This is a genomic window from Sphingobium cupriresistens LL01 (assembly GCF_001046645.1).
Taxonomy (GTDB): Bacteria; Pseudomonadota; Alphaproteobacteria; order Sphingomonadales; family Sphingomonadaceae; genus Sphingobium; species Sphingobium cupriresistens.
This window is the reverse complement of record NZ_KQ130434.1, coordinates 1,065,616-1,080,203: the sequence shown is the minus strand read 5'-3', so window position 1 is coordinate 1,080,203 and position 14,588 is coordinate 1,065,616. Positions and strand designations below refer to the sequence as shown.

Below are 14,588 nucleotides of genomic sequence, written 5' to 3'. Positions count from 1 at the left end.
CAAGGCGAAGGCCGCCGCTTAATTGCAGCGCCCGCCACAAAAAGGGGCGGCCCCGGCATCGGGCGCCGCCCCTTTTTGTCGTGCCAAGCCGGACGGGTCAGGCCGCTGCGATAATTTTCTCGATCTCCAACACCGGATGATTGGTCAGATCCTTAGCGATCTCACCGACCAGGCGGCTCTGCACTTCCTTATGATAATGTTTGCGCATCTCGCCCAGTGCGGTGGGCGGGGCGACGATGATCAGCTTCTCGTAATCCTGCGCAAAGGCCCGACGCTTGAGCAGGTCGGTCGCTTCGGTGGCGAAGCGCGCTTCTTCCAGATCATGAAAGTTGACCTGCTCCATCGAACTCTGACGCCCGCCCATGGGGGACGAAGACCGACCCGCGGCGTCCGAAGCCTGATCGCGATTGGCGGGGTTATCCTGCACCTTGACCTCTTCCGCCTCCAGTTGGGGAAAGGCGTCATCGCCCTTGTTGCGGAAGAAAAGCAGCTTGCGGCCGTCCGCCACCAGCACCATCGCGTCATGTTCGATCTGCATCGCTTCGTCCTTTTCTTTTTGATTGATGCAGGACTAACGAGCCAGCGGCGCATAGGGTTGCGCGGCCCGTCGCGCAGCGGCATAGGACTGCCCCATGCATGATATCCGCTTCATCCGCGAAACCCCCGCCGCCTTCGACGCTGGCCTTGCCCGGCGCGGTCTGGCCCCGCTCTCCGCCGAGATATTGGCGCTGGATGAGCAGAGCCGGTCGATCAAGACGCAATTGCAGCAGGGCCAGGCCCGCCGCAACGAGGCGAGCAAGGCGATCGGGCAGGCGATGGCCGCCAGGGATATGGCCAAGGCCGATGCGTTGAAGGCGGAAGTCGCGGCGCTGAAAGAAGGCGCGCCCGCGCTGGAAGCCCAGGACAAGGCGGTCGGCGACGCGCTGACCGCGATGCTGGCCGCCATCCCCAACCTGCCCGCCGACGATGTGCCGCAGGGCGCGGACGAGGCGGATAATGTGGAGGTCAGCCGCTGGGGCACGCCGCGCGATTTCGACTTTCCGCCGCAGGACCATGCCGATTTCGGGCCGGCGCTGGGGCTGGATTTCGAGGGCGGCGCGAAGCTGTCGGGCGCGCGTTTCACGGCGCTGCGCGGGCAGATGGCGCGGCTGCATCGGGCGCTGGCGCAATATATGCTGGATACCCAGACGGGCGCCAACGGCTATGAGGAGGTCAACCCGCCGCTGTTGGTGCGGGATGAGGCGCTGTTCGGGACGGGGCAGTTGCCCAAGTTCGCCGAGGATCTGTTTCGCACGACCGACGGCCGCTGGCTGATCCCGACCGCCGAAGTCTCGCTGACCAATCTGGTTGCCGACCACATTGTGCCGACCGACAGCCTGCCGATCCGGCTGACCGCGCTGACCCCGTGCTTCCGGTCCGAAGCCGGTTCGGCGGGGCGCGATACGCGCGGCTTCATCCGCCAGCATCAGTTCGAGAAGGTCGAACTGGTCGCGATCGCCAAGCCCGAACAGTCCGAGGTCGAGCATGAGCGCATGTGCGCGGCGGCGGAGGGGATTTTGCAGGCGCTGGACCTGCCCTATCGCAAGATGCTGCTGTGCATCGGCGACATGGGCTTTGGCGCGCGCAAGACATGGGATTTGGAGGTGTGGCTGCCCAGCCAGGCCACCTATCGCGAGATCAGTTCCGTTTCGAACTGTGGCGATTTCCAGGCGCGGCGGATGAATGCGCGCTACAAGCCAGAGGGCGAGAAGCAGACCCGCTTCCTCCACACGCTCAACGGGTCGGGACTGGCGGTGGGGCGGACGCTGGTCGCGGTGCTGGAAAATTACCAGCAGGCCGATGGCAGCGTCACCGTGCCGGACGTGCTGGCGCCCTATATGGGCGGGATCACGAAGCTGGAGCCGCGCTGAACCCTGCCCCGTTCGGTTCTCGACAGGCGCGAACCGAACGGGCATTTGAGACAGGGAGTGCGACAGTTGCACGCGATTGCGCTATTTTTTTAGTTAGCTAACTAACTGAATCACGCTCCGCCTCGCTGCGGACTGAAAATGCTGGAAACCATGGCAGGATCAGATACACACGGCGCGATGCAGCGCCCGTTTCTTCTGATCCTGCCGCTCGGCACGCTCCTGCTGGCCGCCTGTATTCCCTATCAGGCCGAACGCGCCGATCCGGCGCCCACGCCGCCGCCGCAGATGGATGCCGACGCATCGACCGTCGAACTGGCGGAAAAGCAGCCGGTCTGGACCGCGCAGCAGGTGGTGGCGAACGCCCGCACCGTGGCCAGCGCCACCTATGTCGTGCAGCCCGGCGATACGCTGCGCGGGGTCGGCAATCGCACCGGCGCAGGGTCGGAGGCGATCGCGCGCCACAATGGCCTGACCGCGCCCTATGCGATCCGGGCGGGGCAGAAGCTCCAAATCCCCGGCGGCCGTTATCATCTGGTGGCGGAGGGGGAGACGGGCATCGCCATCGCATCGGCCTATGGCGTCGCGTGGAGCAGGATCGTCGCGGTCAATGACCTGAGCGAACCCTATATGCTGCGGCGGGGCCAGCGGCTTTTGCTGCCCGGCGACGCGCCCGCCCGCGCGCCGGGCATCGAGCAGCGCGCCGCCGCCTTCCGCATCGATATCGACGATGTGCTGACCGGCGGCCAGCCCGCCGCGGCCGACAATGCGGCGGTCGCCGTCGCATCCAGCGCGCCACGCCCCCTGCCCTCCAACGTGCCGATCGCCCAGCCCACGCGCTTCGCCGGCAGCTTCGCCTGGCCGGTCAAGGGCGTGATCCTGTCGCGTTTCGGCCCCGGTGAAAGCGGCGCGAAGAACAACGGCATCGATATCGCCGCGCCCGCCGGCACGCCGATCCGTGCGACCGCGGACGGCGTCGTCGCCTATGCCGGGGACAAGGTGGCGGTGTTCGGCGGCCTGGTCCTCATCAACCATGGCGGCAGTTGGGTCAGCGCCTATGGCCATGCCGCCCGTGTCGATGTGGTGCGCGGGCAGAAGGTGACCAGGGGTCAGGTGATCGGCCTGGTCGGCGACACCGGTTACGCCAGCAAGCCCAAGCTGCATTTCGAATTGCGCAAGGACCGGGCGCCGGTGAACCCGATCGGTCAGTTGCCGCCGGCATGAGGATCAACGAAGCCCGCCCCGCGCTTGGCGCCGCTGGCTTTCTGCGGCGACGATCGTCTATGCCGATGTGGGCGGACCTGGTGTGGCGCGTCGCGCTGGTGTTCGGGCTGATCGCGCTGGTGCTGTTGCTGCACTGGGTCGGGCGCGATGGGCTGAAGGACAATCTCGACAACGATATCAGCTTCGTCGATGTCCTTTACTTCACCACGGTCACGGTGACGACGGTCGGCTATGGCGATATCGTCCCGGTGACGCCGGAAGCACGGCTGTTCGAAGCGCTGCTCGTCACCCCCATCCGATTGTTCGTCTGGCTGATCTTCCTCGGCACGGCCTATAACCTCTTCCTCCGCAACATCCTCTACAGGTGGCGCATGGCGCGTATTCAGGCTGATCTGCACAATCACATCATCGTCACCGGTTTCGGCACCAGCGGGCAGGAAGCGGTGCATGAACTTCTCGCCCGCGGCACCGACCCGCGCGAGATCGTCGTCATCGACGGCAGCGAAAAGGCGCTGGAACTGGCCGAAGCGCAGGGATGCAATGTGCTGTGCGGCGATTCGACACGCGACCGCACGCTCAAGGATGTTGCGATCCACCGCGCCCGCAGCATGATCGTGTCGGCGGGGCGCGACGATACCTCGATCCTCATCACGCTCACCGCCCGCCACCTGGCGCCGCGCCTGCCGATCAGCATCGTCGTGCGCAACGAAGATAATGAGTTGCCCGCGCGGCAGGCCGGGGCGACCACGGTCATCAACCCGGTCAGTTTTGCCGGACTGCTGCTGGCCGGCAGCACCAGCGGCCGGCATATCGCCGATTATATGGCGGATCTGGCCGCATCGGGCGGGCGGGTGAAGCTGAACGAGCGAACCGTGCTGCCCGAAGAGGTGGGCGGGCCATTGTCGGCGATCGGCACCGGCCTTGGCCTGCGCATCTATCGCGGCGACCGCCCGATCGGCTTTTGGGAGGAGGAGGCCAAGCGGCTCCAGAGCGGCGACGTCATCATCGAGATCACCGAAGGGAATGGCCTCCCCGAACCTGCGGACGGCGACTGATTCCGGGGACGCTATGGCGGCGCGTGACATTTGGCGCGTAAATCCCTATGTGCGCGACCATCATGGCAACCAAATTTCCTGACGCGCCGAAGATCGGCATGGTTTCGCTCGGCTGTCCCAAGAACCTGGTCGATTCCGAGCGCATCCTGACGAAGCTGCGTTCCGACGGCTATCAGATGTCGCCCGACTATGCCGGCGCCGACGTCGTGCTGGTCAACACCTGCGGCTTCCTGGATTCCGCCAAGGAGGAATCGCTGGAGGCGATCGGCGAGGCGATGGCCGAAAATGGCCGTGTGATCGTGACCGGCTGCATGGGCGACGAGGCGGATGTCATCCGTGCGAAATTCCCGCAGGTGCTGGCCGTTACCGGCGCGCATCAATATGAGCAGGTGGTCAATGCGGTGCATGATGCGTCGCCGCCCATCCCCAACGCTTTTGTCGATCTGGTGCCCGAAGGCGGGCTGAAACTGACGCCGCGCCACTACAGCTATCTGAAGATTTCGGAGGGCTGCAACCATCGCTGCTCCTTCTGCATCATCCCCTCGATCCGCGGCGACCTGGTGTCGCGCCGGATCGACGCGGTGCTGCGCGAAGCCGAAAAGCTGGTGCAGGCGGGCACGAAGGAATTGCTGGTCATCAGCCAGGATACGTCGGCCTATGGCGTCGATACGCGGCACGATCCCCGCCTGTGGAAGGGGCGCGAGGTGCGCGCGCACATGACCGACCTGGCCCGCGAACTGGGGCAGTTGCGCACGGCGGATGACGTCGCGCCCTGGGTGCGGCTGCACTATGTCTATCCCTATCCCCATGTCGATCATGTCATTCCGCTGATGGCCGACGGGCTGCTGACGCCCTATCTCGACATCCCGTTCCAGCACGCCGCGCCGTCGGTACTGAAAGCCATGAAGCGCCCGGCCAACGAAGCCAAGGTGCTGGATCGCATCCATAAATGGCGGGCGATCTGCCCCGACATCACGATCCGGTCGACCTTCGTCGTGGGTTTCCCCGGCGAAACGGAGGCCGATTTCCAATATCTGCTCGACTGGCTGGACGAGGCGCAGCTCGATCGCGTCGGCGCCTTCCGCTTCGAGCCGGTCGAGGGCGCGCCGGCGAACGCCCTGCCGGGCGCCTTGCCCGAAGAGGTCAAGGAAGAGCGTTACCAGCGGATCATGGAGAAAACCGCCGCGATCAGCGCCGCCAAGTTGCAGGCGAAGATCGGCCGGGTGCTGCCCGTCATCATCGACGAAGTGGGCGAGCCGGACGAGGAAGATGGCAGCGTCGGCGCGACTGCGCGCAGCCAGGCGGATGCGCCGGAAATCGACGGCAATGTCTTCCTGCGCGATGTCGGCGAAGGGCGGAGGGCAGGCGATATATTCGACGTCGTGATCGAGGATGCCGACGAGCATGACCTTTATGGGGCACCTGTTCAGGACTGAAACGCGATAAGTCAGGGTCGTACATTACGACATGCGTTCCCGCGAGGGCGGAACCCAGTTCAGACGGCGGGACTGTGTTCCCGCCTTCGCGGGAACACAGTCACTTTGCGCCACAGGTTACCGGGCCACGAACCCATCCTGATATTCGGTCTTGATCGCCTTGCGCATCGCCGCATCGACCGGCAGCGGCACGTCATAGCTGCCTTCCGCATAGGGTCCGGCGCTGTAGGGACCAACGATCACGGTCATGCTGTCGATCAGCTTGCCGTCCTTCGACGTCGGCACCAAAACCTGTTCCATCGGGTCGATGCATTTGGTGAATTCATCGTCGCCGCGCACCACCGGCGCGCCACGCTTTTCCGCGCGCTGCTTGTCGAGCGCCGCGCAGAAGGGTTCTTGGATCACCGCTGCGAAGGCGGCGGGCGACGTCATCATCGCCTTGACGCTCGTCTCGCGCTTGCGCGCCTTGTCCCACAGCAGCGCCTCAAAGCCAGTCATGCCATGCGCGCCGCCGGTATAGACATAGGTTTCCGACTGGAGCGCCAGAAAGCGCGGCGTGTCCGCAGCGACGCGCCATTGGGTTTCCAGGCTGTGGGGCCGGAACGGAAAGCCCAATTCCTTGGCGGCGGCGCTGTCTTCCTTCGCCATGGACAGCGCATCCGCCTTGGATGCAGCCCTGTCCTTTGCGAACTTCTCCACTAGGACGGGCACCGCCGCGGCCTGCGCCGGATAGGCATAGGAAAATTCGAGGAAAGGATTTTTGTCCTTCTCGGCAAAGGGCTTGGCCGGCGGCGTCGGCGCTTCGACGCCGACCATCTTTCCCACATAGCGGGAGGCGGCCGCATTGGCCGCCGCGTCGCCGCCGCCATTATCCTGCGAAGGCGTGCAGGCGGCGGCCAACAGGGCCGCCGCCGGGACCAGTCCCCTGACCCCAATCACGCCTGCTCGCATCAATGCGCCTTCGCTGCGCGGCAGCGTTCGCCGACCGCCTTGCGCGCGTAATCGCTGCCCAGCGCCAAGCCGGCATTGGGCCAGCCTTCCGCGATCAATGCTTGCTGCACCGCATGGCTGTTATCGAATTGGCCCGTTTCGGCCAGCGCATAGGCGCGCGCCCTGGCGGCCTGAAGGCCCCGGTCATCACCGTGAATCATTGTCCGTCTCCTTTTATCTATGCCTGTGAATCTAGGCCCGCCCGGTGCGCAGCGCAAACGAAGAAAGGGCCGAACGTGCCGGGTGCGCGATGAAAAAATTGCGCTTTCCATCCACATTCCCTTTCCCTTACACCCGCGCAATGACCGATTTTTCCGACCTGCTCAAAGCCGACAACCAGCAACCCGCCCGATCGATCCAGCTTGTCGACGCCAGGGGTTATGACGCATGGATCGCGGCCCAGCCGGCGCGGGCGCGCGCCCTGGTTTCGGCGCAGAAATTCAGGGGCCAGCCCCATGACGTCGCGATTCTGCCGGGCGAGAGGGACGATGACTGGTCGGTGGTCGCCGGGGTGGCCCATGGCGACGCCCTGGGATCATGGTGTCTGGCGCGGGCGGCCGAAACCCTGCCCGAAGGCGTCTATCGGCTGGCGCAGGGGTCGGCGGGAGCCGCGGCGCTGGGGTGGCTGACGGCGCAATATCGCTTCGACCGCTATCGCCGGGATGATGCGTCGGCTGGCGCGCGCGTCCTGCTGACGAGCGATGTCGCCCGGATCGCGCCGACGGTGCAACTGGGCCAAGCCGTCGCGCTGGTCCGCGACCTGGTGAACACGCCCGCCGCCGACATGGGGCCGCCCGATCTGGAAGCCGCGGTGGAGAAGGTCGCCGCCGCCTTTGGCGCGCATGTGGCGACCATCAGCGGCGATGCGCTGGAACAGGGCTATCCGATGATCCACGCGGTCGGCAAGGCGGCTGACAAGAGGTTCGCGCCGCGCCTGATCGAATTGCGGTGGGGTGACCCTGCCGCGCCGCGCATTGCGATCGTGGGCAAGGGCATTTGCTTCGATAGCGGGGGGCTGGATATCAAGCCGTCGTCGGGAATGCGCCTGATGAAGAAGGATATGGGCGGCGCGGCCCATGCGCTGGCGCTGGCGCAGCTCATCATGGCGGCGCGGTTGCCGGTGCGGCTGCACCTGCTGGTCCCGGCGGCGGAAAATGCGATCGCGGGCAATGCGTTTCGCCCCGGCGACATATTGCGCAGCCGCAAGGGGCTGAGCGTCGAAATCGGCAATACCGATGCCGAAGGGCGGCTGGTGCTGGGCGATGCCCTGACCCGCGCGGGGGAGGAAAAGCCGGAACTGATCGTCGATTTCGCGACCCTGACCGGCGCGGCGCGCGTGGCTGTCGGCCCCGACCTGCCCGCTTTGTTCGCCAATGACGATGCGCTGGCGGCCGATATGGCGGTCGCGGGTGGCGAGGTGGACGATCCGACCTGGCGACTGCCCCTATGGGATGGCTATGCCGACATGCTGAAGTCCGATATCGCGGACCTCAACAATGCGGGCGAAGGGGGCTTTGCCGGCGCGATCACAGCGGCGCTGTTCCTCAAGCGCTTCGTGCCCGACGACACGCCCTGGCTGCATCTCGACACCTTCGCCTGGCGCCCCTCCGCCAAGCCCGGCCGACCCAAGGGCGGCGAGGCGCTGGGGCTGCGCGCGGTCTTCCGCCTGCTGCAACATCGCTATGGGCGGGCCGGATAAAGGCTGCGATTGCGTCTCATCCGTTACGCAACCGGATTGGGAATGGTGCGTTAAGGTGACATGAACGCGCTATCCGCAACCGAAATCGACCGCCCCGGCCTGCAATCGCTTGGCCAATGGATGCGCACCCTCGTCGATTATGTCCGATCGGGCAAACCCGACCTGACCAACCGCCAGATGGCGTTGATGATGACCGTCTATATCGGGTCCGGTCCCCATACGGTGCGCGGCCTGGCCGAAGCGCTCCATGTTTCAAAGCCCGTCATCACGCGCGCACTGAACAAGCTGTCGGCGCTCGGCTACCTCCGCCGGGAACGCGATGTGGCGGACCGTCGTAATATTTTCATCACCCGGACGCCAAAAGGCGCGGAATTTCTTGACGCCTTTCACCATTTCATCGCAGGAACCGCGCGCGATGAACGGCATAATTACACCCCTGCGGAACGGACCGCCTGAACGAACCCGCTTCGAGCTTGATGGCCGGTCGGTCGCGCTGGATCGGCGCATCCATGCGGCGCGCGGCGACCTGGCGGACCTGTCGCTGGCTGGCGTCCTGTTTTCCGCCCATTATGCCCGCGCCGTGCCGCTCACCTGCGTTGCGCCCGGCGCCGCGATAACATCGGCCCCCACGCCGACAGCCGAAGCCGTCAGCGAATTGCTGCGCGGCGAAACCTTCCATGCACTCGACGTGATGACCGACTGGGCATGGGGCTTTTGCGGCCATGACGGCTATGTCGGCTATATTCGCCGCGATGCGCTCGACATTCTGGAAACGCCCAGCCATCGCATCATGGTGGAAAGCGCGCCACTGTTCAGCGCCGCCGACATCAAGTCGTCCATTGCCGAACATTGGCCCAGCGGCGCGCTGTTTTCCGGCGTTGTACAGGGCGACTTCATCGCCTGCGCCGAAGGCTTCGTCCATATCCGCCATGCCCAGCCGATCGATGCCAAGTCATCCGACTGGGTATCCGTGGCGGAACGCTATCTGGGCCAGCCCTATGTCTGGGGTGGACGCGGCCATCGCGGGATCGACTGTTCGGGCCTGGTGCAGGCCGCTCTGGGGCAGGCGGGCATCAGCGTCCCGCGCGACACCGACCTGCAATGCGAAGGCATCGGGATGCCGATCGACGGCGACGCGGCGCTGCAACGCGGCGACCTGGTCTTCTTCCCCGGCCATGTCGGCATCATGGCCGACGCCAAGACCCTGCTGCACGCCAACGCCTATTGGATGGCGGTTGTGAAGGAGCCGCTGGCGGACGTCGTCGCCCGGCTGGCCGACGCGCACCCGCAGCCGATCATCGCCCGGCGGAGGATCAGCGCATGAGCATCAACGTCTTCATCGACGGCGGTCACGGCACCACCGGGATCGAAATCGCCGACCGGCTGGCGGGGCGTTCCGAATTGTCGCTGATCACCGTGCCGGAAGAGCAGCGGCGGGACGGCGGCGCGCGCCGCGATGCGCTGAACGCCGCCGATATCGTCATCCTGTGCTTGCCCGACGATGCCGCGCGCGAAGCGGTAGCGCTGATCGACAATGATCGCACCCGCGTCATCGACGCATCGACCGCGCATCGCGTGGCCAATGGCTGGACCTATGGCTTTCCCGAATTGGAGCCGGGTCATCGTGAGGTGCTGGCGGGCAGCCGCTTCGTCGCCAATCCCGGCTGCTGGCCGACCGGCTTTCTGGCGCTCGTCCGTCCGTTGGTGCTGGCGGGGCTGATCCCCGTCGATTGGCCGGTGACGGTGTCAGGCGCTTCGGGCTATTCGGGCGGCGGCAAGGCGATGATTGCGGACTATGAGGGCGATACCGGCGCGCCCAGCGCCTTCCGTCCCTATGGCATGGCCCTGGGCCACAAGCATGTGCCGGAAATGACTCGCTATTCGGGGCTGACCCACCCGCCGCTGTTCGCGCCCGCGGTGGCCGACGCCTATCGCGGCATGATCGTGGAAGTGCCGTTGCAGTTGCGGGCGATGCCGGGCGCGCCGGCGCTGGCCGACATCCATGCCACTCTTGCCGCCGCTTATGCCGGATCGCAAATCGTCAGCGTGGCGGCGCTGGAGGACAGCCTGAGCATCGGCCAGGTGGCGTTGGAGCATGTCGGCGCGACCGACCGGCTGGCGCTTTTCGTCTGCGGCAACGCCGACAGCGGGCAGGCCCGGCTGGTGGCGGCGCTCGACAATCTGGGCAAGGGCGCGGCCGGCGCGGCCGTGCAGAATCTCAACATCCTGGCGGGCCTGCCCGAAACCGCGGGCCTGCGGTTGTAACTGCGGCCGTGGATTTTAGTGGATGGTGCCGAGCGGCTGGTCGTAGGTCAGCAGCACGATCAGCCGCTCGATCTGACGCCAATGGCAGAAATGGATATGATTGCCCTGATCCAGGCTGCGGTCGGCACGCGCGGCGGCTTCATAGCCGGCATTGTCACCGAAAGCCGCCATCAGCTCGGTCGCGTCTTCATAGCTCTTTCGGTTCGAAAGATATGGCACCTGCATTGCGACCCCCGACTCGTTCCTGGCGACCTTATTATGGAGCACGCTGTTCAATCACCGTGCCATTTCAACGCTTTGGCGTGAATGGCTGGTTTGGACGGTAAATCGTCCATTAGGGAAGTCCCGATATGGATCAGCCATCCCGTCACGGGACGATGCTTCCCGAAACGGGGCTGTCCGGGATGGCCTTCAAAGCCGCTGGCCTTGTCGCGCGGTCCATGGCAAGGGGCCGCCATGACCAAGGAGACGAAAAACCCGACCGGCGCTGGCGCGATCATCGCCTTCCTCATCCTGGCCGGTACGATCGGCGGCGGCCTGCTGGGCCAGCCCAGCATCGGGCTGCTGGCGGGCGCAAGCGCGGGCGTGCTGATCGCCGTCCTGCTGTGGCTGCGCGAACGCGGCAAATAAGCCGCACACGCCGCCTTGCCCGCCGCCCTGCGTCCGCATAGATGTGAGCGCATGAAGAAGCATATCATCGCCCTCGCCCTCATCGCGCTCCTGATCGCGGGCGGCATTTTCCTTTATCTGGCCCAGGGCAACACGGCGCAACTCCCGCCGGGCGCGGATACCGGGCGCGAGCCGCTGTTCACTACCCCGCGCAACGAAATGATTCCGACGGTCAATATCGCCGAGGTGAAGCCGTGGACCGGCGATGAAAAGCCCGTCGCGGCCAAGGGACTGAACGTGGCGCGCTATGCCGATGGCCTGGCCCATCCGCGCTCGCTGCTGCGCCTGCCCAATGGCGACGTGCTGGTGGCCGAAACCAACAGCCCGCCGCGGCCCAAGAACGGCATCGTCAGCCGGGTGATGAGCTATCTGATGGACAAGGCGGGGGCTGGCGCACCGTCCGCCAATCGCATCACGCTGCTGCGCGACGTCGATGGCGACGGGCGGGCGGAAACCAAGACCGCTTTCCTGACCGGCCTCAACTCCCCTTATGGCATGGCGCTGATCGGCGACACGCTCTATGTAGCGAACACCGACGCGCTGATGGCCTTCCCCTATAAGGAAGGCGATATCAGGATCACCGCCAAGGGGCGCAAGATCATCGACCTGCCCGCGCAGGCGCCCAACCAGCATTGGACCAAGAGCCTGGCCGCCAGCCCCGAAGGGCTGCTCTATGTCGGCGTCGGCTCCAACAGCAATGTCGCCGACAATGGGCTGGAAGTGGAAAAGGGCCGCGCCCTCGTGCTCGAAGTCAATCCCAAGACCGGCTATAAGCGCATATTCGCATCGGGCCTGCGCAACCCCGTGGGCCTTGCCTTCGAACCCAAGAGCGGCGCGCTGTGGGGCGTGGTCAACGAACGCGACATGCTGGGCGGCGACCTCGTCCCCGACTATCTGACGCGGGTGGAGTTCGGCGCTTTCTACGGCTGGCCATGGAATTACTGGGGCGGTTATGAAGATCGCCGCGTCCAGCCGCAGCGACCGGAAATCCGCGAATATACCCACCGGCCCGACTATGCGCTGGGCAACCATGTCGCGCCGCTGGGCCTGACCTTCGCCGACAAGCTGCAACTGGGCGCGCCCTATACCGACGGCGCGATCGTGGGCCTGCACGGCAGTTGGAACCGCAAACCGGCCGCCGGTTACAAGGTCGTCTATGTCGGCTTTGCCGATGGCGAAGCGGGCAAGGCCAAGCCGGTGGACCTGCTGACCGGCTTCCTGGACAAGGATGGCGCCGCGCATGGTCGGCCGGTCGACGTCACCGCCGACGCCAAGGGCGCGCTGCTGGTCAGCGACGATGTCGGGGGCGTGGTGTGGCGGGTGACGAAGGCGCAGTGATGGCGATCATCCGTTCGCTTCGAGCGAACGGATGCAGGCTTTACACACTCAGCCCGTTGCGCCCGGCCAGGTCGACCACATATTGCCAGGCGACACGGCCCGACCGGCTGCCGCGCTGGGTCGCCCACTGGATCGCCTCCAGCGGATCGAACGCCAAGTCCAGCTTGGCCGCATAGCCGCCCACGATCGCAACATAGGCGTCCTGATCCAGCGCATGGAAGCCGAGGCTGAGGCCGAAGCGGTCGGACAGCGCCATCTTGTCGTCCACCACATCGCGCGGATTGATGGGATCGTCCTGTTCGGACAGGTGGCGCGGCACAATATGGCGGCGGTTCGACGTCACATAGAGGCGGACATTGGCGGGCCGCGCCGCCGTGCCCCCCTGCAACAGCGACCGCAGCGCCCGCGCGTCGCCCACGCCCTGTTCCTCGAACCCCAGATCGTCGAGGAACAGGATGAAGGGGCGCGTCGTGCCGCGCAGCAGGGCAAAGAGCGCGGGCAGGCTCGCCAGTTCATCGATTGCGCATTGCATCAGGGCGATGTCCTGCCCTTCCTCCTGCAACAGGCCGACGACGGACGCTACGGCCGCCGATTTGCCGGTCCCGCGCGCGCCCCACAGCAGCACGTCATGCGCGGCATGGCCGGCCGCATGGCGGCGGCTATTGTCCAGCAGCGCGCCCTTCTGCGCATCGATCCCGGTCAGCAGCGCATAGTCCACCGGCGCGAATGCCTCCACCGCATGGATCGCCCGCCCGTCCCAGACATAGGCGGGGAAAGCGGCGAGATCGGCGCACGAGGGAGGCGGCGGCGCGAGCCGTTCCAGCGCTTCGGCGATACGGATAAGGAGGGCGTCGGTCATGGTCGCGGCTTAACCGCCGATCCGCGCGGCTGCAAGCGCCCTGCTCCTCCCTGCGCGTCGATGTCATTTCCCTGACGCAATGGCCTTTTACTTGCCTAATCCGGGGTCTATATCGCGGGGGTCGTGACTATCGCTCATCCATCATTTTCGACGAAATCCTGCCGCTATGGCGCCGAAGCCCTGCGCGAGGCGGCCTTGCTGATCCGTGCGGGCGAGCCGGTGGCGGTGCCTACCGAGACGGTCTATGGCCTGGCCGCCGACGCCACCGACAGCAATGCCGTCGCCGCGGTCTACAGCGCCAAGGGCCGACCCAGCTTCAATCCGCTGATCGTCCATGTCGCCGACCGCGCCATGGCGGAGCGGCTGGCCGATTTCTCGGCCGTGGCGGGTCTGCTCGCCGACCATTTCTGGCCAGGCCCGCTGACATTGGTGTTGCCGGTGCGCAGCGACAGCGGCCTGTCGCCGTTGGTGACGGCGGGGCTGCCGACCGTCGCGCTGCGCCTGCCCGCTCATCCGGCGATGCGCGCGCTGATCCGGGAAAGCGGCTGCCCGCTCGCCGCCCCCTCCGCCAATCGCAGCGGATCGATCAGCCCGACCTGCGCCGAACATGTGCTGGCCAGCCTGGGCGGCAAAATCCGCATGATATTGGACGAGGGACCGACCAGCGAGGGACTGGAATCCACCATCGCCGCGCCCGCAGAGGATCGCGTCCGCCTGCTGCGCCCCGGCCCCGTCACCGCCGCCATGCTGGAGCAAGCGACCGGGCTGCCGGTGATGATGACCGATGATGGGAAGATCGAGGCGCCCGGCCAACTGGAAAGCCATTATGCGCCGTCAAAGCCGGTGCGACTGAATGCGCTGCGGGCGGAAAAGGACGAATATCTGATCGGCTTCGGGCTGATGCCCTGCCATATCAACCTCAGTCAGGAGGCGGACCTGCGCGAGGCCGCGGCCCATCTGTTCGCCGCCCTGCACGTCGCCGACGCCAGCGCCGCCGCCCGCATCGCCGTGGCGCCCATCCCGAACGAGGGCATCGGCGCGGCGATCAACGACCGGCTGCGGCGGGCCGCGGCTTGATCGGGATTAGTTGGTCGCGACAGAAAGCAGACGTTGAGCAGACGGGCTTTATGATCGGCAAGCGGATGA

At 65.9% G+C, this 14,588-nt stretch carries 16 protein-coding genes; 11 read left to right on the top strand and 5 right to left on the bottom strand.

The annotated features are described in order from the left end of the window. Positions 1-97: 97 nt before the first annotated feature. Positions 98-538: a host attachment family protein gene (locus tag V473_RS05285; RefSeq protein ID WP_066601267.1), complete on the bottom strand. Its 441-nt coding sequence runs from the start codon at positions 536-538 to the stop codon at positions 98-100. Between the two features lie 94 nt (positions 539-632). On the opposite strand from V473_RS05285, the gene serS reads away from it, so the two are divergent. From serS to rimO, 4 genes are all read left to right on the top strand, one after another. Further along, positions 633-1,910, top strand: coding sequence for a serine--tRNA ligase (serS, locus tag V473_RS05280; protein WP_066601266.1), 1,278 nt, complete (start codon positions 633-635; stop codon positions 1,908-1,910). Between the two features lie 150 nt (positions 1,911-2,060). Further along, entirely contained in the window at positions 2,061-3,131 is a 1,071-nt protein-coding gene (locus tag V473_RS05275; RefSeq protein ID WP_408021488.1) for a M23 family metallopeptidase, read from the top strand. Beyond that, positions 3,128-4,186 carry a potassium channel family protein gene (locus V473_RS05270; RefSeq protein WP_066601265.1) on the top strand — a complete coding sequence of 353 codons (1,059 nt, stop codon included), beginning with the start codon at positions 3,128-3,130 and terminating at the stop codon, positions 4,184-4,186. Before V473_RS05275 ends, V473_RS05270 begins: the two co-directional genes overlap by 4 nt. 47 nt (positions 4,187-4,233) lie before the next feature. Next, entirely contained in the window at positions 4,234-5,622 is a 1,389-nt protein-coding gene (gene rimO, locus V473_RS05265; RefSeq protein WP_201785475.1) for a 30S ribosomal protein S12 methylthiotransferase RimO, read from the top strand. A 117-nt stretch (positions 5,623-5,739) separates the two neighbouring features. Here the strand turns inward: rimO and V473_RS05260 are convergent, their stop codons facing one another. Continuing rightward, on the bottom strand, positions 5,740-6,573 hold the full coding sequence (locus V473_RS05260) for a DUF4163 domain-containing protein (RefSeq protein ID WP_066601264.1): 834 nt from the start codon (positions 6,571-6,573) through the stop codon (positions 5,740-5,742). Beyond that, positions 6,573-6,773, bottom strand: a complete 201-nt coding sequence (locus V473_RS05255) for a hypothetical protein (protein WP_066601263.1) — start codon at positions 6,771-6,773, stop codon at positions 6,573-6,575. Before V473_RS05255 ends, V473_RS05260 begins: the two co-directional genes overlap by 1 nt. A 140-nt stretch (positions 6,774-6,913) precedes the next feature. Between V473_RS05255 and V473_RS05250 the strand changes: the two genes are divergently transcribed. Genes V473_RS05250 through argC form a run of 4 tightly spaced genes read left to right on the top strand, consistent with a single transcriptional unit; the run spans position 6,914 to position 10,576 of the window. Further along, on the top strand, positions 6,914-8,311 hold the full coding sequence (locus V473_RS05250) for a leucyl aminopeptidase family protein (protein ID WP_066601262.1): 1,398 nt from the start codon (positions 6,914-6,916) through the stop codon (positions 8,309-8,311). A gap of 60 nt (positions 8,312-8,371) precedes the next feature. Then, entirely contained in the window at positions 8,372-8,767 is a 396-nt protein-coding gene (locus tag V473_RS05245) for a MarR family transcriptional regulator (RefSeq protein ID WP_066601257.1), read from the top strand. Further along, positions 8,727-9,635, top strand: coding sequence for a C40 family peptidase (locus V473_RS05240; protein ID WP_066601256.1), 909 nt, complete (start codon positions 8,727-8,729; stop codon positions 9,633-9,635). Before V473_RS05245 ends, V473_RS05240 begins: the two co-directional genes overlap by 41 nt. Then, positions 9,632-10,576 carry an N-acetyl-gamma-glutamyl-phosphate reductase gene (argC, locus tag V473_RS05235; RefSeq protein ID WP_066601255.1) on the top strand — a complete coding sequence of 315 codons (945 nt, stop codon included), beginning with the start codon at positions 9,632-9,634 and terminating at the stop codon, positions 10,574-10,576. The genes V473_RS05240 and argC overlap by 4 nt, the downstream gene beginning before the upstream one ends. Before the next feature lie 15 nt (positions 10,577-10,591). Here argC and V473_RS05230 read toward each other — a convergent pair whose 3' ends face one another. Continuing rightward, positions 10,592-10,801: a hypothetical protein gene (locus V473_RS05230; RefSeq protein ID WP_201785474.1), complete on the bottom strand. Its 210-nt coding sequence runs from the start codon at positions 10,799-10,801 to the stop codon at positions 10,592-10,594. Between the two features lie 231 nt (positions 10,802-11,032). Here V473_RS05230 and V473_RS24010 point away from each other — a divergent pair, with 231 nt between their 5' ends. Together V473_RS24010 and V473_RS05225 are read left to right on the top strand one after the other, a co-directional pair. Continuing rightward, positions 11,033-11,206, top strand: coding sequence for a hypothetical protein (locus V473_RS24010; RefSeq protein ID WP_165363646.1), 174 nt, complete (start codon positions 11,033-11,035; stop codon positions 11,204-11,206). A 51-nt stretch (positions 11,207-11,257) separates the two neighbouring features. Then, the gene (locus tag V473_RS05225; RefSeq protein WP_066601254.1) at positions 11,258-12,583 is read left to right on the top strand and encodes a PQQ-dependent sugar dehydrogenase; all 1,326 of its coding nucleotides are present in this window, start codon (positions 11,258-11,260) and stop codon (positions 12,581-12,583) included. A 40-nt stretch (positions 12,584-12,623) separates the two neighbouring features. Here V473_RS05225 and V473_RS05220 read toward each other — a convergent pair whose 3' ends face one another. After that, positions 12,624-13,442, bottom strand: coding sequence for an ATP-binding protein (locus tag V473_RS05220; RefSeq protein WP_066601252.1), 819 nt, complete (start codon positions 13,440-13,442; stop codon positions 12,624-12,626). Positions 13,443-13,565: 123 nt separating this feature from the next. On the opposite strand from V473_RS05220, the gene V473_RS05215 reads away from it, so the two are divergent. Next, on the top strand, positions 13,566-14,519 hold the full coding sequence (locus V473_RS05215; protein ID WP_066601250.1) for an L-threonylcarbamoyladenylate synthase: 954 nt from the start codon (positions 13,566-13,568) through the stop codon (positions 14,517-14,519). The last annotated feature ends 69 nt before the right edge of the window (positions 14,520-14,588 follow it).